The organism is Rheinheimera tilapiae, from assembly GCF_042432165.1.
GTDB classification, from domain to species: Bacteria; Pseudomonadota; Gammaproteobacteria; order Enterobacterales; family Alteromonadaceae; genus Pararheinheimera; species Pararheinheimera tilapiae.
This window is the reverse complement of the sequence record NZ_JBHLXP010000003.1, coordinates 225,570-243,589: the sequence shown is the minus strand read 5'-3', so window position 1 is coordinate 243,589 and position 18,020 is coordinate 225,570. Positions and strand designations below refer to the sequence as shown.

The window sequence follows — 18,020 nt, the reverse complement described above, 5'->3', positions numbered from 1 at the left end:
TTCAAGCGTCTGCAACTGGCACAAAGAGACGATTCAGCCGCAATCGGCAACTTCGCAAATAAAGGTATTCGTCGCGCGATCTACAAGGTGCAATTCGCTTTGCTCATTGCACCCTACGATCGGGCCGCTGGCTCGTAGGGTGGGTAGAGCGAAGCGAAACCTACCGGGTGTCGCACACCGGTTGTCGCACAACGGGTGTCGCACAACGGGTGCCGCCAAAGTCTGCAACTGCCACCAACCAGTTCATCGACAAAACTCAGCCTAGGCCATCCGCGTCGTACCAGACGCCGTATTTATCGCCGAGCCATAAATGCAGGCGAAACAGATAAGCGTTCGCCAGCAATAGCAGTCCACCGGCCAATGCCGGTTCACTCCAAATCCCGAGTAAACAAAACACAAAGCCAAAACCGTGCGAGATGATTTCGACCCGGCAGGCTGCGCTGCGACTGGGTCTGAAGCTGAAGAAATTCAGCGCAAACAGCCATTTCAGGCCGGTCGGTAACTGCTGCCAATCGGTGGATTTTTTATCCATGGTAAAGTGCTCCTCAGTGAGTGTTAACACATCAACTTCCAGCACTGCTGCCAGGCACTTTAACGTCTCAGTGCTGGGCTTATGGCCACTCTCAATGCGCTGAATCGTCCGGACATTTAACCCGGACATCTGCGCCAATTGTTCTTGCGACAACAGACGGCTCAAACGTAATTGTTTTAGAATCATGGACCCACCTTGCAGACAGTGCAGCAGCAACTTAGCGTTTTAGCATACCTGACGGTGACGACACATACCCGGCATTCACCTGACATTTGGCGGGCTACGACCCGACAGTTACCCGACATGGGCATTAGTTGAGGCCGTTTCGGCTTCAATGCAAGGATCGAAGTTAGCTTCGATCTGTACGGCGACGCTGCGCTTGCCGATACCTACAGTCTCATTCTGTGAGTAGGTACGTGCAAGCGTGAGCGCCGCCGTACAGAAAATCAGCATATATTTTTCAAGCGTCTGCAACCGGCACGTTGTGACGATTCCAATGAACTCTCAAAACGGCCGGACGATTACAAAAGCAGATCTGGGAGTATTCACGGCTTGCGTGTGACGCCCGGTCTGCTGTAGTAGACCGAGCAGTTATGGTCCGAAGTCAGCGCTCAGCCCCCACTACCATGCTGCTGCAACAGCGCAAACTCCTGCCACTCTAAGCTGTCTTCGCTGGCGTTTAGTTCGCCGTGGAAATAATCGGGTTGGAATAGGAAATCCTGTGTGGCTGCGTTTGGTTGCGAAGCGGTGTCGAATGGGGTTTTAACTTTGTCTTGCTGCTGCATGGCTGATACTCCAACGGGAACTGCAAAGGGTTTATTAAGCTATAGCGGGTTTTTCCGGAAATGGAGATAAAAAAACGCCGGCTCTGCCGGCGTGGGGAAAAGCTGGCTGCCGACGTTGCAGGGCAGGCGGCCAGCGAGGCTTAACAGGTGTTACAGCTACTTATTCAAACAAATAGCGTGCGTGAAAACGCAGATGTTCTTCGATAAAGCTGCTAATGAAATAGTAAGAATGATCGTAGCCGCGCTGAAAACGGATATCGACTTTGGCACCACTGCTGGCGGCCGCGTCAATCAAGGCTTCAGTGCGTAGTTGTGCCGGATAGAACTGGTCCTGATCGCCCTGATCTACCAGCATCGGCGGCACCATTGTCGCTTTGGCTAATAAGGCGCTGGCATCATATTCCAGCCAATCAGCAACATTATCACCAAGGTAATTGCTAAAGGCTTTGCGGCCCCATTCACATTGACTTGGCTGGCAAATCGGTGAAAAAGCCGAGACAGAGCGATATGCCGCTGGCTGACGCAGCGCCAGCACTAAAGCGCCGTGGCCGCCCATCGAATGCCCGCTAATCGACTTCACCTGTGTCAGTGGCAGGGCCACCGGCAGAATGGCCGGCAATTCGCGGCTAATGTAATCGTACATCCGGTAGTGCGCAGTCCAGGGGGCTTCAGTGGCATTGACGTAAAAACCGGCGCCCTGGCCCAAATCATAGGCCGGATCATTGGCCACCAATTCGCCACGCGGGCTGGTATCCGGAATAATCAGCGCAATGCCAAGCTCCGCCGCGATGCGCTGTGCACCAGCTTTCACTGAGAAGTTTTCATCGGTACAGGTGAGGCCCGACAACCAATACAGCGCCGGCACTTTTTGCGTTTCCGCTTGCGGCGGCAAATACACCGACAGCTGCATTTTGCAGCTCAGCGTATTGGCAAAGTGTTCAAACTTCAGCTGGCGGCCGCCAAACAGACGGGATTCGGCCAGTTGCGTCAATGACATACTCAAATCCTATTAAAACAGCCGACGCTTGGACGTCGGCTCAACAGATTAAAAATGGATCACGGTGCGGATCGATTTGCCTTCATGCATCAAATCAAAGGCTTCGTTGATTTGTTCCAACGGCATAGTGTGCGTGATAAAGGTATCCAGCTCAAACTCGCCATTGAGATAACGTTCAACATAATCCGGTAGTTCACTGCGGCCTTTCACACCACCAAAAGCGGTGCCGCGCCAGACCCGGCCTGTTACCAGCTGGAATGGCCGGGTAGAAATTTCCGCACCTGCCGGTGCCACGCCGATAATGACCGACTCGCCCCAGCCTTTGTGGCAGCACTCTAACGCTGAGCGCATCACATTGACGTTGCCGATACACTCAAAGGAGAAATCCACACCGCCATCGGTCATCTCAACGATGACTTCCTGGATTGGCTTGTTGAAGTTCTTCGGATTGACCACATCGGTCGCACCTAATTTCAGTGCGATATCAAACTTGGATTCGTTGATATCAATGGCGATGATGCGGCTGGCTTTGGCCATCACAGCACCGATCACCGCCGACAAACCAATGCCGCCGAGACCAAAAATCGCCACGGTGTCGCCTTCCTTCACTTTGGCGGTATTCATCACCGCTCCCATGCCGGTGGTGACGCCACAACCGAGCAAACAGACTTTTTCCAGCGGCGCGGCTTTGTTGATTTTGGCCAGTGAGATTTCTGGCAGCACAGTGTATTCAGAGAAAGTTGACGTGCCCATGTAGTGGAAAATTGGCTTGCCGTCTTTGGAGAAACGCGTGGTGCCATCTGGCATCAGGCCCTGACCTTGCGTGGCACGAATCGCCTGACACAAGTTGGTTTTACCGGATAAGCAGAATTTGCATTTGCCACATTCCGGCGTGTACAGCGGGATCACATGGTCGCCGACCGCCACGCTGGTGACGCCAGGACCTACCGCTTCAACAATACCGCCGCCTTCGTGACCGAGGATACAAGGGAATTTGCCTTCAGAATCCTGCCCCGACAGTGTGTACGCATCGGTGTGGCAGACGCCGGTGGCGATAATACGGACCAGCACTTCGCCTTGTTGTGGTGGCATTAAATCGACTTCTTCAATCGACAGTGGCTGGCCTGGGCCCCAGGCGACGGCGGCGCGGGTTTTAATCATTTGCATGCTTTGGTTCCTGTAAAGAGGGCGGGGTCATCACGATAGCCAATAATAGGCAACCTGATAAAAGATGGCCCAATAAACGACGACAGAGTACGGTACATTGTAATTTTTTCTTAATCGAAGATAATCAGGCAAAAATGAAAATGAGTTTTGCATAAATGAAAGAATGGCAGGGCGTGTCCGAATTTGTCGCGGTGGCGGAACTGGGTAGTTTTTCTGCGGCGGCGCGTCAGCTCGGCATGTCGGTGGCGCAGGTCAGCCGCAATGTGCGCGAATTGGAGCAGCGGCTGCAGGTGTTGTTACTGCAACGCACCACGCGGCAGGTGCATCTGACCGAACCCGGCACTTTGTATTTGCAGCAGTGCCGGCCTTTGTTACATGGGCTGGCACAGGCCAATCAGCAGCTGCTGGATTTACAGGGCCAGCCGTCGGGCCTGATTAAACTGACCGCGCCGGTGTTTTATGGTGAAACCGTGATTGCGCCGCTGCTGCATGACTTTTTGAAAAAATACCCACGCTTGCAGTTGGAGCTGGATTTAACCAATGCCCAGCTTGATTTGGTCAAAGGCGGTTTTGATTGCGCCATCCGATTGGGCCAGCTCAGTGATTCCGGTTTGCAGGCGCGAAAACTTGGCAGCCGGCGCGCTTATCTGGTTGCAAGTCCGGCTTATCTGGCCGAGCAGGGCGTGCCGGTGCAGCTCAGCGATTTGAGCCAGCATCGTTGTCTGGTTGGTTCGGTCGAGTATTGGCGTTTTGAGCAACAAGGCCAGAAATTACAAATCAGGCCCACGCCTTATATCAAATGCAACAGCGGTGTCGCGTTGACCGATGCGGTGCTGAAGGGCCTCGGCGTCACGCAACTGCCGGATTATTACCTGTTGCCACATCTGCAACAGGGCACTTTGGTCGAACTGTTGCCAGAGTTACAACCAAAAGACGACGGCATCTGGGCGTTGTATCCGCTGAATCAGCATTTGCCACAGAAAGTGCGGTTGTTATTGGATTACCTGCAACAGCAGTTGGCTTGATGGGAGGCTGAGATTTGAATCTATGCCGTGGGCGAATTGCGTCGTTTAAATTTCAACGAAAATAGTACGGCGACGCGTTGCTTGCCGGTACCTACGATCTCAATTAGCAAGTAGGTACGCGCAAGCGAAAGCCCGCTGGGCGTCACACGCCGTACAGGTTATCCGCATATATCTGCAAATTTCCGCATCTGACACCAATCAGCACAGACGCTGCTTTCACAGCGCCTGTGCCGGCTGCTTTAAGCCCGGCCGCGGGTCGCGGTGGCTGGTGAGATGCGGGCGGCGATCAGTGCCGGGTAACTGACTGCCAGTTGCCCGACGGCCAACAGTGCGGCGCAGCCAACCAGCAGCAGGCCTGGCGTCAGCGGTTTCATCGCGAAGGTACTGACCAGCCAGATATTCAGGCCGACTGCGCCACCAATGCCAAGCAGCACGCCAAGGCCACTAATCAGCAGGTTCTCCAGCATAAAGTAGCGCATGATTTGCCACTGACTGGCACCGAGTGCGCGACGGGTGCCGATTTGCCGGGTGCGGCGATTGATGCTGAACATCGCAAGACCAACAATGCCAAAACCGGTGATCAGCGTTAACACGACAATGACGGTCAGCAGGATATTGTAGGTTGCCAAATCTTCGCGATAACTGTCGGCCCGGGTTTGCTCCATGGTCTGCATATTGCGCACAATCCGGCCTTTATCGCTCTCTGCCAACGCTTTTTCCAGCTGTGGCATCAGCGCGTCGCGCCGGCCCGGCTCAGTGCGGATAAAAAAGCGGCTGTTACGGCTGTCCAGCTGTTGTGGCACCAACATAGCGTTTTCGACGTTATCCCAGCCGTTCCAGGGCGCCTGCAGTGATTTGATGATCCCGGTGATTTGCATCGGCTCATGGTTGTTGATGTACAGCGTCTGCCCCAGCGCCTTTTTCCAGTCACCGTCGAACATCTGTGCCGCCATCGCCTGCGACAGAATGATTTTGGCCGGCCATTCGGTCGCACCCTGATCACGCCAGATCACGTCACTGGGCGCAAAGTTTTCGCCGGCGATGAGTTCGAGCCCCATCGCGGCAATGCCTTGTTCGTCAACCATGTACACGGCGACGCCGGTGCCGTCGATATCATCACCGGGTTTATTCTGCAAGCTCATCGACCAGCCGCCGCCACTGAGTGGGATGGCGTTAATTTGTGTCGCTGCCACCACGCCGGGCGTCTGCCGGATCCGTTGTAAATCCTGCGCCAGGGCGGCTTGCAGGTTGTAATTCGGTGCAAACACAGTGTTGGTCAGGTAAAAGGTATTTTGTTCATCGAGGCCGCTGGGTCTGGCCATTTGAGCACTACGCGCCAGCATCATAAAAATGGCGTTCACCATAATGGTCAGCGTCAGCGCGATTTGCAGTGCGATCAACAACGCACCGATTTTGTTGCGCATTAAGGCGCGCAGCATAGGTCCGAGTTCTAACATGAGAAGCTCCTTATTGCGCTTTTAATTGTTGCGATGGCTGCACCTGACAGGCGCGCCACGTCGGGTACAGGCCGGCCAGAATGCTGGAGCTTATCGCCAGCGCGATGGCCAGCAGCACCATATTCAGATCCAATACGGCAAGGTCGCGGATCCAGTCGCCATACATGGCTTTGACCGCTTCCAGCCCCAGCCAGGCCAGCAGCAATCCCAGCACGCCACCGGCCAGACCAATCACGCCGGACTCGACCAGATGCTGTAAAAACAAATCGTTGCGGCTGGCGCCGAGCGCCTGACGCACGCCAATCTCACTGGCTTTGCCAAGGAATTTTGCCAGCAGCAGGCCAACCGTATTAAGCAGACAGACCGCGAGGAACATCAGCGCCATTGCCATCATCATGCTGGCATCGTCCGATACCACCTGCCGTTGTTCCAGCCAGGTCATCACATCACTGAGTTTGTTATTGTCCTGCCGGGCAAAGCGGCCGAATTTGTGTTGCTCCGCGGTGTAAGCGTTGATAAAGCTCTGATAAGCCTCACGATCTGCGCTGGTTGGTAATTCCACCCATAGCTGAGTCCAGATACATTCAGAATCGAGAAATGCCTGAAAGCCAGACTCGGTTGGTTTCCAGCAATTGGTATTGCCGGAGCGGTCAAAAAACTGCTCAGTGATTAGCGAAAAAGGCACAAAGACTTCTTCGACATCTTCGAAAGGGCCGGTGGTGATGTCATAAAATTTTGGTTTCGGATCCCAGCGCGCTATCACACCACTGATGCGGAAGTCTTTGCCGGCCAGACGCAGTGTTTCGCCGGTTGAATCACGGCCGCCAAACAGTCGTTCGTTCAGCTCGGCATTGATCACGACGACCAGCTCTTTTTTCCCATCGGCCGCGCCGTCCCAGCCGGATCCATATAAAAACGGTACGTCAAACATCGGGAAAAAATCAGCGCTGCTGGCGCGGCCTGTCACCATAAACGGCAGGGCATCTTTATCTTTCGGTTCCACCACCGCGGACATGCCACTCATGATCACCTGACGCGGCGCTTTTTTCGCCTGCCACAAATAAGTTGCATCACGGTAGGTCAGTTGGTCCGGCGGATCGCCATTGTCAAAAAATGGATTGTTCGGCTCCCAGTTGTCGAGTTGTACGTAAAACAGCTGGTCGCTTTTTTGCGGAATAGGGTTGGCCGACATCAGGTAATTGACGGTGACTGTGGTCATCGCGGCGCCGATGCCCAGTGCAATCGCCAGTACCATCAGCAGGGTCATCCCCCAGGTTCTTTTACAGCTGAGCAGTGCCAGCTTCAGATAATAACTGAACATCCCGCCTCCTCAGACCGCAGCCAGATTGTGAATGTTGTGGTGATGTTGGCCTTGTACCAGTTCCTGCGCATGGCCGTCTTTGATAAAAATTTGCCGTTTGGCGCGTGCCGCCAGGCCGTTATCGTGTGTCACCATCAGAATGGTGGTGCCGTTGGCATTGATATCTTCGAGCAGGCTCATCACCGACTGCGCCATGCTCGAATCCAGGTTACCGGTTGGTTCGTCCGCCAGTAAAAAACGTGGCGAGGTCGCCAGCGCACGGGCGATCGCCACCCGTTGTTGTTGACCACCGGATAACTGTGACGGCAGATGTTTCATTCTTGACGCGAGGCCGACCTGGTCCAGATGATACTCAATGCGTTTTTTCCGTTCGCTCGCGTTAAAACCACGATAACGCAGCGGCACGTCGACATTGTCGAACAGGTTTAAATCCGGAATTAAGTTAAAGCTCTGAAAGATAAAACCAATTTTCTGGTTACGCATCCGCGAGCGGCCTTTGTCGTCCAGCTTGCTGATGTCTTCGCCATCCAGCCAGTATTCGCCGGAAGTGGAGCTTTCCAGCAGGCCGGCGATATTGAGGAAGGTGGTTTTGCCGGAGCCGGACGGGCCTGTCACGCTGACAAAATCGCCTTCGCCGAGGTCCAGATTGATATCACGCAGTGCGTGCGTGACGACGTTGTCGGTGGCGAAAGATTTACTGATGTGTTTCATGCTGAGCATAGATTCTCCTGTGGGCACTGCCCGGCTTGATGATTCGTTGTGGCTTAGTTCAGTTGCTTTAATTCAGTTGCACTGTGCTGGCGCCCTGAAAAATGTCAGTGCCAGAGGTAATGATTTGGTCGCCGGATTTCAGGCCCGACAGAATTTCAACGGCATTGATACTGCGGGCGCCGGTTTCGATTGGGGTTTTCACCGCCATACCGTCCCGCACCAGATAAGCAAAACGCCCGTTGCTGCTATCCAAAAACTGACCCCGTGCCACCTGCAATACCGCAGGGCGTTGTTCCAGCAGAATGCGGCTGGCGAGTCGCTGGTTTTGCCGCAAGGCGGTCGGCGCATCTTTGGTGAAGCGCACCCGGCCTTTGACCTGATTTTCAAACACTTCCGGTGAAATGGTGACAAGTTTGCCGGCGTAGACCTGGCTTTCAACGGTCACTTCAACCGGCAGGCCGATGCTCAAATCATTGGCATAACTTTCCGGCACGGCGATTTCCACTTCGAACTGGCTTAAATCCACCACCGACAAAATCAGCTGGTTTTTGATGATGTAGGTTTTGTTTTCCACAGCGAGATTACCGAGCAGGCCATCGACCGGCGAGCGCACGTTCAGGCTGTCGACCTGACGCTGATAATCACCAACCAGCAGCTGCTGACGTTGCAGCGCCTGCGCCAGACTTTGCAGTTCAAACTCGAGGTTTTCTTTGTTCAGCACAGCATCTTCGACTGCATGGCGATGCTGCACTTTGGCGGTTTCCAAATCATCGCGCGCTTTTTCATAGTCAATCTGACTGATGGCTTTGAGCGTATAACCTTGTTCGGCGCGGCGCTTTTCCCGATCGGCGGTGGTCAGCGTAACCTGTGCGATATCCACAGCTTTTTGGTCAGTCAGCTGCTGTTTTTTCGCCAGAATTTTCTGCCGGTCATAGCTGGTTTGCAGACTGAACAATGTGGCTTGTTCCTGCTGCAGCTTGTTATTGAGTTCCGGACTGTCGAGGGTGGCGAGGATCTGGCCTTTTTTCACTTCAGTACCGGCATCGAGTAGCAACGTGACAGTGCCTTCCGCCGGCGCATACAGCTTCGGACTGACTGCTGCCACTACCTGGCCTTGGGCGGAAATATCGCGGGTAAAATCAGCGCTTTTCACCGTATCAATGCGCACGCGCGAAAGCGGCACGGAGATATCTGACGCTGACCAGCTTTGTACTGCCGGCAAGACCAGCCATAGCAACAAACCAATACCGGCAACAGCAGTAACTGGCAGCAGCCAGCGGGGTTTCGAGTGGGTGGGGCGCAGAACTTCATCTTGCGCACTGGTATCAGCTATTTTCATCAGCAATTCCTTATATCAATGCCAATGAGTCAGAGTGAGCGCCAAAATGGTTGGGATGCTGGGAACAAAAACATGTAACTGAATGTGTATCTGGTCATTTCAGCCCGATGTTCACCACGGGACTGTGCGTCGGCCGCTCAGTTGCGGTAGAATCCGCCGCCTTTGCTCTATCCGGCTTCAGGAGAAACGCCACACCATGCTGCTGTTGATCGATAACTACGACTCTTTTACCTGGAATCTGGTGCAGTATTTTGCTGAGCTGGGGCAACAGGTCGTGGTGAAACGGCATGATGAGATTGATCTGGCCGGTATTGCAGCCATGGCGCCGGATCACTTAGTGATTTCGCCAGGCCCCTGCAGTCCGGATCAGGCTGGCATTTCGCTGGCTGCTATCTCTGAGTTTGCCGGCAAGTTACCGATATTGGGCGTCTGTTTGGGGCATCAGGCGCTGGCACAAGCGTTTGGCGCGAAGATCATCCGCGCCCGCCAGGTAGTGCATGGCAAAAACTCGCTGATCCGCCATGACAACAGTTCGGTATTCAGCGGCCTGAACAATCCGCTTAGTGTTACCCGTTATCATTCGCTGATCGTTGATAAAACATCATTACCGGCAGCCTTTCGCCTGACCGCCTGGACCGAGACTGCCGACGGTGAAATCGATGAAATTATGGGCATCGCGCACCGCCATTTGCCGCTGCATGGCGTGCAATTTCATCCCGAAGCCATTCTGACCGAACAAGGTCATCAGTTACTCGCTAATTTTTTGGCCGAACACCGCCGCTAAAGGCGCGCGCGCATTGACAGCGCAGCCTGTGCCACCGCAAACTGCCGGAATCAGAATAAAAGTATTAAGCGGTTCCATGTCGTCAATTGCTCAAGTGCAACAACAGCGTTTTTTTGATTGCATCCTCGAAATAAAACCAGATCAAACACGTTATGGTTACAAGCGTCAGGCGCAAAAAGCTGCCAATGCAGCAGCACAGCCTCAACAGGCTTCGGCGGGCCGCACTCTGCTCGATATTGAACAGCAGGCCGCCTTTAACCGTCAGGCCGGCGCAATCGCCAAACAACAATTTGTTGAATTTACTCAGGCGCATCTGCACGATCAGGTGGCCGAAGAACTGTTTCTGAAGCTCGGTAAATATGACACTATCGCCAGCACCGTATTTAACCTGGCGGATGGATTTCCGGCGGTGTTAGATGTGCTGAGTGCACGGGCGCTGACACTGAGTCAGCTGGAAAATCTGATAAGCCCGGTGGACTGGCTGAAAGAAGATTTACTGAAACTGGTAAACCAGCCGCAGTACCGCAATAAAACCCCGTCCGGTAATTTTATTAAAGAGATTAAGCCTGCTCTGGGATTGTTGGGACTGGAAGCGATGCAGCAAATTCTGCCGGTGTTTGCTCTCAAACGGTCTTTGCCCCATGCCACCGATCCTTTTACTGGTTTTAAAGGCCAAATCTGGCAATACAGCATTGCAGTCGCGCTGGCGGCGCAGCGGCTGGCCGAGGAAACCGGTGAAAATCCATTTGTCGCCTATTGCGCCGGCTTGTTCCATTCATTGGGATATCTGGTGGTGGCACGCACTTATTTGCGCACCTATCAACAAGTTAAACAGGCCGCGATGCTGAAATCCCGTGACGCCCGGGATACGGAATTGACAGATGCACTGGATAGCCTGGATGCGGATGCCAGTTTCCTTAATTCTTGTTTTCAGGAATTTTCCGCCAATATCAGCGCCGACCTGGTCGCGAAGTGGGGCTTAAAACGCGTCCCGCTCAGCCAGGTACTGGACCAGTTCGCCGAAGGAGTGGGCTATAGCGGCGCCAGCCGTCTGACACAGATCGTGCATCAGGCCGTGTATTTTGTGCAGGCGCAGACTTTGCGCAAATACAAATTACTGACCGACGCGGAAGAGCTGCAATGGATGCAGGAAGTACAGATCCGGCCGGAACATCGGCAATTGTTGCAACAAACCCGCTTAGATCGGCTGGATATCGACTAAATTGCCTGCTTGATACAGATCAGACCAGATTATTTTCACCATATTCATGCAACAGCCGGCTCTGCCGGCTGTTGTCGTTCTGTAGCGCGCCAGCACTGAGTCGGCGCCTGCATACGGAAACAATGAGTTGCTTAGTTATTCACCTGAAATGCAAATCTATCTGCAGCCCTTTATTTTCGCGCTTTTCAGCGATTTTTACCCGAGACTTCGCGGTTTTTTTCTGTAATACTGCCAAATAATTCTGAATAAAAATCTGCCGTAATTTTGCATAATTGCATAAGCCAATCACGGCCTCCCGCACTCAGAGGAACTTACCATGTCAGCAGCTTTACCCGTTACCCGCGCTTTGTTTGATGAAGTCATGGTGCCAAACTACGCACCGGCCCCAATTATTCCGGTGCGTGGCCAGGGTTCCCGTGTCTGGGACCAGGATGACCGCGAATATGTCGATTTTGCCGGCGGTATTGCGGTAAGTTCATTAGGCCATTGCCATCCGGCGCTGGTGAATGCGCTGACAGAACAAGCCGGCAAGCTGTGGCATTTAAGCAACGTGATGACCAACGAGCCGGCGCTGCGTCTGGCAAAACAGCTGGTCGATAATACCTTCGCCGACAAAGTCTACTTTGCCAACTCAGGCGCTGAGGCCAACGAAGCCGCATTAAAACTGGCGCGGCGCTGGGCACTGGAGAAATTCGGTGAGCACAAACAAGACATCATTTCTTTTGGCAAAAGCTTCCACGGCCGCACATTCTTTACTGTGACCGTTGGTGGTCAGGCGGCTTACTCAGATGGTTTCGGGCCAAAGCCTGCGGCAGTACTGCATGCTGAATTCAACAACCTCGACAGCCTCAAAGCGCTGATTTCTGACAATACCTGCGCCGTGATTATGGAACCGGTACAAGGCGAAGGCGGCATTATCCCGGCCACAGCCGAGTTTATTCAAGGCGTGCGTGAACTTTGTAACCAGCACAATGCCCTGTTGATTTTTGATGAAGTGCAAACCGGTGTTGGCCGTAGCGGCAAACTGTATGCCTATATGCATACGCCGGTGGTGCCGGACATTCTGACCAGCGCCAAGTCACTCGGCGGTGGTTTCCCAATCGGCGCCATGCTGACCACCACTGAGATTGCTTCGCACCTGAAAGTCGGTACCCACGGTTCTACTTATGGCGGCAATCCGCTCGGTTGTGCTGTGGCTTATGCCGCCATCGACACCATCAACCAGCCTGCAGTGTTAGACGGCGTTTTAGCCAAAGAAGCACTGTTTCGTGCTGAGCTTGAGAAAATCAACGCCAAATATCATGTTTTCAGCGCCGTACGTGGCCAGGGCTTGTTATTAGGCGCTGCGTTAAACGAGCAATATAAAGGCCGTTCGCGTGATTTCCTGTTAGCCGCTGCAGCCGAAGGTTTATTCGTGCTGATGGCCGGTTATGACGTAGTGCGGTTTGCACCAAGTCTGGTGATCCCGGATGCAGACATTATCGAAGGCATGGCCCGGTTTGACCGCGCTGTAGCGAAGGTGGTGCAGGGTTAAGTATCAAATACCATAGCTATGTGACTAGTGTGAGTGAAGGCGGCCAACACCCCCGAATCTTCAAGGATGAAGGGTAAAACGAAGCAACGGCGGCTGCCAATAACAATAACAAGCCGCCGGATAAAGCAAAACACTGCGGGATTGAAGCCCCCGCACAACTCCGAGGAAGCGACCTATGATGGTGATCCGTCCAATCCGCGCCGCAGATTTCCCGGTGCTCTATGAAATGGCAGTCGAATCCGGCCATGGATTTACGTCATTGCCGGTCAATGATGAGCTGCTGCAGCGCAAAATTAAGCGGTCGGAACAGAGTTTTCGTAAAGCCGTCAGTAGCCCTTGCGATGAGGGCTACCTGTTTGTGCTGGAAGACACTGCGACCGGCGAAATCTGTGGCACCAGTGCCATAGAAGCTGCTGTAGGTCTGGATGATGCGTTTTATAACTATCATCTGGGCAAAGTTGTGCATACCTCCCGCGCACTGGGGGTTTATAAAACTGTAGATATCCTGACGCTATGTAACGATTACACCGGGGCGACTGAACTCTGCACTTTATTCCTGCGCGAACACCGCCGCGAGAAAAACAGCGGCAAGATGTTGTCGCGGTTTCGCTTCTTGTTTATGGCGGAATTTCGCGAGCGTTTTTCCGACCGTATCATCGCCGAAATGCGTGGCGTGTCGGATGAAAACGGCAATTCACCATTCTGGGAATGGTTGCAGGAACACTTCTTTTCGGTCGACTTTCCAACAGCCGATTACCTGACTGGCATCGGCCAGAAAGTCTTTATTGCGGAATTAATGCCGAAGTATCCGATTTACGTCAGTCTGCTCAGTAAAGAAGCTCAGGCCGTGATTGGCAAAGTGCACGAAAAAACCCGCCCGGCGCTGCAACTGCTGCAATCTGAAGGTTTTTCCACCACCGGATATGTCGATATTTTTGATGCCGGTCCAACCGTAGAAGCCAAGCTTGAGCATATCCGGACGGCGCGTAACAGCCGTCGTCTGCAGGTTCGCATCGCGCCGGTCAGTGGTGGCCAGCCGTATCTGGTCTGCAATACCGATCGCGAAAATTTCCGCGCCAGCTGGACGCATCTGCATGTCGCAGAGACCGCCACAGAGGTGAATCTGCCAGCCGAGTTTGCCGAAGCGCTGCAGGTCAGTGATGGTGACTGGGTGCGTTTAGCCCGTTTATAAGCCCGTTTTGAAGGAATAGTTTGATGACACAACAAGTGCAGTTTATTAACGGTCAGTGGCTTGCGGGCGAGGGACTAGTTTTCAGTTCAATAGATCCGGCGAAAAACCAGCAAATCTGGCAAGGTCAGGCCGCCTCTGAACAACAGGTTGATCAAGCATTTCGGGCAGCCCGCGCTGCATTTGATGCCTGGGCAGATCTTACTTTCCATCAGCGCGCCGATTATATCCGCGCCTTTGGCCAGCAGCTGAATGAACACAAAGAAGCATTAGCGCTTTGCATTGCTGAAGACACCGGTAAACCTCTGTGGGAAACCCGCACCGAAGTGGCGGCGATGATTGGTAAAGTCGATATCTCGATCCGGGCCTATCAGGAACGCACCGGTGAAAAAGAAAACCCAATGCCACAAGGCCGCTCTGTGCTGCGGCACAAACCGCATGGCGTGGTCGCGGTATTTGGTCCTTATAACTTCCCGGGGCATTTACCCAACGGTCATATTATTCCGGCGTTACTGGCGGGGAATACTGTGGTGTTTAAACCCAGTGAAATGACGCCGAAGGTAGCAGAAGCCACGGTGAAACTATGGCAAGCGGCCGGCTTACCGGCTGGCGTGCTGAACTTACTGCAGGGCGAAGTGGTGACCGGCAAAGCCATCGCCGCGCATCCGGAGCTGGACGGGCTGTTTTTCACCGGCAGTTCGCGCACCGGCCATTTTTTACATCAACAGTTTGCCGGCCGGCCGGACAAAATTCTGGCGCTGGAAATGGGCGGCAATAACCCGCTGATCGTGGCCGATGTCAGTGATATCGATGCCACTGTGCATGACATTATCCAATCGGCGTTTATTTCTTCCGGTCAGCGTTGTACTTGTGCCCGTCGTCTGTATTTACCGGTAGGTGAGGTTGGTGACGCGATCCTGGCGCGGTTACTCGAAGTCACTGCCAATATCCGCGTTGGGTTGTACGATGCTGCAGAGCAACCGTTTATTGGTTCGATGATCTCAAATAAAGTCGCGCTGGGCATGCTGGCCGTACAGGACCAACTGACTGAACTTGGCGCCCGCGTGTTGCTGCCGATGCGTCTGCTGGCCGCGGATACTGGCTTACTGACACCAGGGATCCTTGACTGCTCGGCCGCACAAGCGTTGCCGGATGAAGAGCATTTCGGTCCGCTGCTGAAAGTATTCCGCTACAGCGACTTTGATGCGGCCATCGCAGCGGCCAATCAGACCAGCTTTGGCTTGTCTGCAGGTTTGTTATCGGACAATGAAGCGCTGTACCACCAATTCTTCCGTCGCATCCGTGCCGGCATTGTGAACTGGAACCGGCCTATTACCGGCGCCAGCTCTGCCGCGCCTTTTGGTGGTATCGGCGGCAGTGGCAATCACCGCGCCAGTGCCTATTATGCCGCCGACTATTGCGCTTATCCGGTGGCGTCAGTGGAATTGGCTCGCAGTGAACTGCCGGTGCAGTTATCACCAGGTCTGCAGTTCTGATCGTACTGACAAAGAACCCGCCAACGCGGGTTCTTTGTCAGCAGTCTGTGATTATTTGTGCACAGATCCGGCAAACAAACTTGCCCGGCTCCAATCCCGGATATATTTTTAAGTTCAGCGCTTTACGCTGAAACGCAATCTGTGGCAGATTGAAGTCCCTCATCCACTCCCGGTACGCAGAGCTATGGTCACGGACAAACCCGGTTACGAACATCTGATCCAGTTTTTGACCGAACATTTAGCGTTATTCGAGCAACAAGGCACGCCGACGTCGCATCGCAAAACGCTGGGCGTGATTATCGAAGAGCAAATTGCCGAGCAAATTATCCAGTTATGTTTGCAACACACCGAGCTTGAGACTATCCACCGCAGTCAAATTGTGCGTGAAGTCGATGGCATCATGTACGACTTCCAGGAAGTGCTGGCGTCAGTCATCGAAAAACCGGCTACTGAAGAGCAAATTGAACTGATCAATGAAGTTTCGTTGCTGATTAAAAATCTGTTTGATACCGCCATCGCTCATCTGATGGACTAAGTCGGTACGACATCCGCATAACTGCTGGCAGGCGAAGCACTTTTTTCGCTAGAATAGCCTTTTCCCCCGGACAGCAGGAGCCTTTCATGGCTGAGAATAATCAACTTCACGCCACCGTCAGTTGGGCAGGTGACAGCAATTTTATTGGCCGTTCTGGTTCAGGGCACGCCGTAGTATTTGACTCAAATAAAGATAATGGCGTCGCCCCAACCCCGATGGAGATGTTATTGATGTCGGCTGGTGCCTGCTCGTCAGTTGACGTGGTCAGTATCCTGCAAAAAGCCAAACAACAAGTCACACATTGCCGCGTGGTGTTAAGTGGTGAGCGCGTGGATTCTGTGCCACGGGTGTTTGATAAAATCCATCTGCATTTTGAAGTGACCGGCTTTAATGTCAGTGAAAAACATGTCGAGCGCGCGGTGAATCTGTCAGCTGAGAAATACTGCTCAGTGTCGATTATGCTGCAAAAGGCGATGACAGTGACGCATTCTTTCACCGTGATCCCAAGCGAGCTGCAGCCGCAGGGCTGACAGTTGCCAGTTCTGCAGTTGACTAACCTATACTGAGTGCACGTCACTCAGCGGAGAGCCGAATACCGTGGTAAAACCTTTTGAAAAATTGAAGCTGCATGGCTTTAACAATTTAACCAAAAGCCTGAGTTTCAGTATTTACGACATTTGCTACGCGCAGACCGAGCAACATCGGCAGGAATATATTTCCTACATCGATGAGCAATATAACGCCGACCGGCTGACCGATATTCTGACCGAAGTGGTGCATATCATTGGTGCCAATATCCTCAATATCGCCCGACAGGATTATGATCCGCAAGGCGCCAGTGTGACCATCCTGGTCTGTGAAGAGCCGATGGAAGACAAAGCCACAGGCCTGACACCGGATGCGATAGTGGCACACCTGGATAAAAGCCACATCTGCGTGCACACCTACCCGGAACACCACCCGCATGACGGCATCTGTACTTTCCGTGCCGACATCGAAGTGTCAACCTGCGGCGTGATCTCTCCACTGAAAGCGCTGAATTTCCTGATCCACAGTTTTGAGTCGGACATTGTCACCATCGATTACCGCGTGCGGGGTTTTACCCGTGATGTCAGCGGTGTGAAGCATTACATCGATCACCCAATCCATTCGATCCAGAACTTTATGGATGACGCGACCAAAAATGCTTATCAGATGATTGACGTCAACGTTTATCAGGAAAACCTGTTCCACACCAAAATGATGTTAAAAGACTTCGAGCTGGACAATTACATCTTTGGTGCTGGTGTTGAATCTGTGGCAACTGACGAACAGCAGAACATCGCGAAAAAGGTCAAACGCGAAATGCGCGAGATTTTTTATGGCCGAAATCTGCCGGATTTAGGCTAAATCAGCCGGTCATGGAAAAAATATCAAAGTGACTTATCAGATCCGACCGGCGTCAGTGACTGACGCCGCGCCAATCGCAGCGATTTATAACCATTATGTCGAGCATACCGCCGTCAGCTTTGAAGAGCAGACGGTGCCGGTCGATGAGATGGCGAGCCGGATCACCACCATACTCCAGCAGGGTTTACCCTATCTGGTGGCAACGCATGGTAATGACGTGGTGGGCTATTGTTATGCCACGCCATGGAAAGCCCGCGCCGCCTATCGATATTCGGTGGAAGTGACTGTGTATTTAGCGGCAACCGCCCAAGGCCAGGGTTTAGGTTATGCCTTGTACCAGCAGTTGTTTGCTGCACTGAGAGCGGCAGGTTATCACGCCGCCCTTGGTGGTATCGTGCAGCCAAACCCAGGCAGCGTGGCCCTGCATGAAAAGTGTGGGATGACTCAGGTGGCGCTGCTGCCGGATATCGGTTTTAAATTTGGCCAGTGGCACAGCGTCGGTTATTGGCAGTTGTTGCTGTAACAAACCGCCGTGCC

General features: G+C 53.2%; 18 protein-coding genes. 10 read left to right on the top strand and 8 right to left on the bottom strand.

The window, feature by feature from the left end; translation table 11 throughout:
- Positions 1–256 precede the first annotated feature (256 nt).
- The 4 genes from ACFFJP_RS12045 to ACFFJP_RS12030 form a co-directional block, all read right to left on the bottom strand.
- Positions 257–718 carry a helix-turn-helix domain-containing protein gene (locus tag ACFFJP_RS12045; RefSeq protein WP_377244107.1) on the bottom strand — a complete coding sequence of 154 codons (462 nt, stop codon included), beginning with the start codon at positions 716–718 and terminating at the stop codon, positions 257–259.
- Positions 719–1,143: 425 nt separating this feature from the next.
- Positions 1,144–1,317, bottom strand: a complete 174-nt coding sequence (locus ACFFJP_RS12040; RefSeq protein WP_377244104.1) for a hypothetical protein — start codon at positions 1,315–1,317, stop codon at positions 1,144–1,146.
- Between the two features lie 160 nt (positions 1,318–1,477).
- On the bottom strand, positions 1,478–2,314 hold the full coding sequence (gene fghA, locus ACFFJP_RS12035; RefSeq protein ID WP_377244101.1) for an S-formylglutathione hydrolase: 837 nt from the start codon (positions 2,312–2,314) through the stop codon (positions 1,478–1,480).
- A gap of 48 nt (positions 2,315–2,362) precedes the next feature.
- Complete coding sequence (locus ACFFJP_RS12030; protein ID WP_446686833.1) at positions 2,363–3,472, bottom strand: S-(hydroxymethyl)glutathione dehydrogenase/class III alcohol dehydrogenase; 1,110 nt, start codon at positions 3,470–3,472, stop codon at positions 2,363–2,365.
- A gap of 164 nt (positions 3,473–3,636) precedes the next feature.
- Here ACFFJP_RS12030 and ACFFJP_RS12025 point away from each other — a divergent pair, with 164 nt between their 5' ends.
- The gene (locus ACFFJP_RS12025; RefSeq protein WP_377244098.1) at positions 3,637–4,506 is read left to right on the top strand and encodes a LysR family transcriptional regulator; all 870 of its coding nucleotides are present in this window, start codon (positions 3,637–3,639) and stop codon (positions 4,504–4,506) included.
- Positions 4,507–4,745: 239 nt separating this feature from the next.
- On the opposite strand, the gene ACFFJP_RS12020 is transcribed toward ACFFJP_RS12025, so the two are convergent.
- Genes ACFFJP_RS12020 through ACFFJP_RS12005 form a run of 4 tightly spaced genes read right to left on the bottom strand, consistent with a single transcriptional unit; the run spans position 4,746 to position 9,334 of the window.
- A complete protein-coding gene (locus ACFFJP_RS12020; protein WP_377244095.1) occupies positions 4,746–5,963 on the bottom strand; it encodes an ABC transporter permease in 1,218 nt (405 codons plus the stop codon).
- 10 nt (positions 5,964–5,973) lie between these two features.
- On the bottom strand, positions 5,974–7,284 hold the full coding sequence (locus ACFFJP_RS12015) for an ABC transporter permease (protein WP_377244092.1): 1,311 nt from the start codon (positions 7,282–7,284) through the stop codon (positions 5,974–5,976).
- A 9-nt stretch (positions 7,285–7,293) separates the two neighbouring features.
- Positions 7,294–8,004: an ABC transporter ATP-binding protein gene (locus tag ACFFJP_RS12010; protein WP_377244089.1), complete on the bottom strand. Its 711-nt coding sequence runs from the start codon at positions 8,002–8,004 to the stop codon at positions 7,294–7,296.
- Positions 8,005–8,062: 58 nt separating this feature from the next.
- Positions 8,063–9,334, bottom strand: coding sequence for an efflux RND transporter periplasmic adaptor subunit (locus ACFFJP_RS12005; protein ID WP_377244086.1), 1,272 nt, complete (start codon positions 9,332–9,334; stop codon positions 8,063–8,065).
- Positions 9,335–9,530: 196 nt separating this feature from the next.
- On the opposite strand from ACFFJP_RS12005, the gene ACFFJP_RS12000 reads away from it, so the two are divergent.
- The 9 genes from ACFFJP_RS12000 (at position 9,531) to ACFFJP_RS11960 (ending at position 18,006) form a co-directional block, all read left to right on the top strand.
- On the top strand, positions 9,531–10,118 hold the full coding sequence (locus ACFFJP_RS12000; protein ID WP_377244083.1) for an anthranilate synthase component II: 588 nt from the start codon (positions 9,531–9,533) through the stop codon (positions 10,116–10,118).
- Between the two features lie 76 nt (positions 10,119–10,194).
- Complete coding sequence (locus ACFFJP_RS11995) at positions 10,195–11,340, top strand: HDOD domain-containing protein (RefSeq protein ID WP_377244080.1); 1,146 nt, start codon at positions 10,195–10,197, stop codon at positions 11,338–11,340.
- Between the two features lie 316 nt (positions 11,341–11,656).
- Positions 11,657–12,874 carry an aspartate aminotransferase family protein gene (locus tag ACFFJP_RS11990; RefSeq protein ID WP_377244077.1) on the top strand — a complete coding sequence of 406 codons (1,218 nt, stop codon included), beginning with the start codon at positions 11,657–11,659 and terminating at the stop codon, positions 12,872–12,874.
- Between the two features lie 175 nt (positions 12,875–13,049).
- On the top strand, positions 13,050–14,066 hold the full coding sequence (gene astA / locus ACFFJP_RS11985; protein ID WP_377244074.1) for an arginine N-succinyltransferase: 1,017 nt from the start codon (positions 13,050–13,052) through the stop codon (positions 14,064–14,066).
- 23 nt (positions 14,067–14,089) lie between these two features.
- Complete coding sequence (astD, locus tag ACFFJP_RS11980; protein WP_377244071.1) at positions 14,090–15,559, top strand: succinylglutamate-semialdehyde dehydrogenase; 1,470 nt, start codon at positions 14,090–14,092, stop codon at positions 15,557–15,559.
- Between the two features lie 184 nt (positions 15,560–15,743).
- The gene (locus ACFFJP_RS11975) at positions 15,744–16,094 is read left to right on the top strand and encodes a DUF3802 family protein (protein ID WP_377244068.1); all 351 of its coding nucleotides are present in this window, start codon (positions 15,744–15,746) and stop codon (positions 16,092–16,094) included.
- A gap of 86 nt (positions 16,095–16,180) precedes the next feature.
- Positions 16,181–16,624 carry an OsmC family protein gene (locus ACFFJP_RS11970; RefSeq protein ID WP_377244065.1) on the top strand — a complete coding sequence of 148 codons (444 nt, stop codon included), beginning with the start codon at positions 16,181–16,183 and terminating at the stop codon, positions 16,622–16,624.
- A 67-nt stretch (positions 16,625–16,691) separates the two neighbouring features.
- A complete protein-coding gene (gene speD, locus ACFFJP_RS11965; protein WP_377244062.1) occupies positions 16,692–17,483 on the top strand; it encodes an adenosylmethionine decarboxylase in 792 nt (263 codons plus the stop codon).
- 28 nt (positions 17,484–17,511) lie between these two features.
- Positions 17,512–18,006, top strand: coding sequence for an arsinothricin resistance N-acetyltransferase ArsN1 family B (locus ACFFJP_RS11960; RefSeq protein ID WP_377244059.1), 495 nt, complete (start codon positions 17,512–17,514; stop codon positions 18,004–18,006).
- Positions 18,007–18,020: the final 14 nt, after the last annotated feature.

What these genes read in the sequence shown, in the direction of transcription:
- ACFFJP_RS12045 (WP_377244107.1), bottom strand. Translation starts at nt 718, where the DNA reads ATGATTCTAAAACAATTACGTTTGAGCCGTCTGTTGTCGCAAGAACAA.
- ACFFJP_RS12040 (WP_377244104.1), bottom strand. Translation starts at nt 1,317, where the DNA reads ATGCAGCAGCAAGACAAAGTTAAAACCCCATTCGACACCGCTTCGCAA.
- fghA (WP_377244101.1), bottom strand. Translation starts at nt 2,314, where the DNA reads ATGTCATTGACGCAACTGGCCGAATCCCGTCTGTTTGGCGGCCGCCAG.
- ACFFJP_RS12025 (WP_377244098.1), top strand. Translation starts at nt 3,637, where the DNA reads ATGAAAGAATGGCAGGGCGTGTCCGAATTTGTCGCGGTGGCGGAACTG.
- ACFFJP_RS12020 (WP_377244095.1), bottom strand. Translation starts at nt 5,963, where the DNA reads ATGTTAGAACTCGGACCTATGCTGCGCGCCTTAATGCGCAACAAAATC.
- ACFFJP_RS12015 (WP_377244092.1), bottom strand. Translation starts at nt 7,284, where the DNA reads ATGTTCAGTTATTATCTGAAGCTGGCACTGCTCAGCTGTAAAAGAACC.
- ACFFJP_RS12010 (WP_377244089.1), bottom strand. Translation starts at nt 8,004, where the DNA reads ATGCTCAGCATGAAACACATCAGTAAATCTTTCGCCACCGACAACGTC.
- ACFFJP_RS12005 (WP_377244086.1), bottom strand. Translation starts at nt 9,334, where the DNA reads ATGAAAATAGCTGATACCAGTGCGCAAGATGAAGTTCTGCGCCCCACC.
- ACFFJP_RS12000 (WP_377244083.1), top strand. Translation starts at nt 9,531, where the DNA reads ATGCTGCTGTTGATCGATAACTACGACTCTTTTACCTGGAATCTGGTG.
- ACFFJP_RS11995 (WP_377244080.1), top strand. Translation starts at nt 10,195, where the DNA reads ATGTCGTCAATTGCTCAAGTGCAACAACAGCGTTTTTTTGATTGCATC.
- ACFFJP_RS11990 (WP_377244077.1), top strand. Translation starts at nt 11,657, where the DNA reads ATGTCAGCAGCTTTACCCGTTACCCGCGCTTTGTTTGATGAAGTCATG.
- astA (WP_377244074.1), top strand. Translation starts at nt 13,050, where the DNA reads ATGATGGTGATCCGTCCAATCCGCGCCGCAGATTTCCCGGTGCTCTAT.
- astD (WP_377244071.1), top strand. Translation starts at nt 14,090, where the DNA reads ATGACACAACAAGTGCAGTTTATTAACGGTCAGTGGCTTGCGGGCGAG.
- ACFFJP_RS11975 (WP_377244068.1), top strand. Translation starts at nt 15,744, where the DNA reads ATGGTCACGGACAAACCCGGTTACGAACATCTGATCCAGTTTTTGACC.
- ACFFJP_RS11970 (WP_377244065.1), top strand. Translation starts at nt 16,181, where the DNA reads ATGGCTGAGAATAATCAACTTCACGCCACCGTCAGTTGGGCAGGTGAC.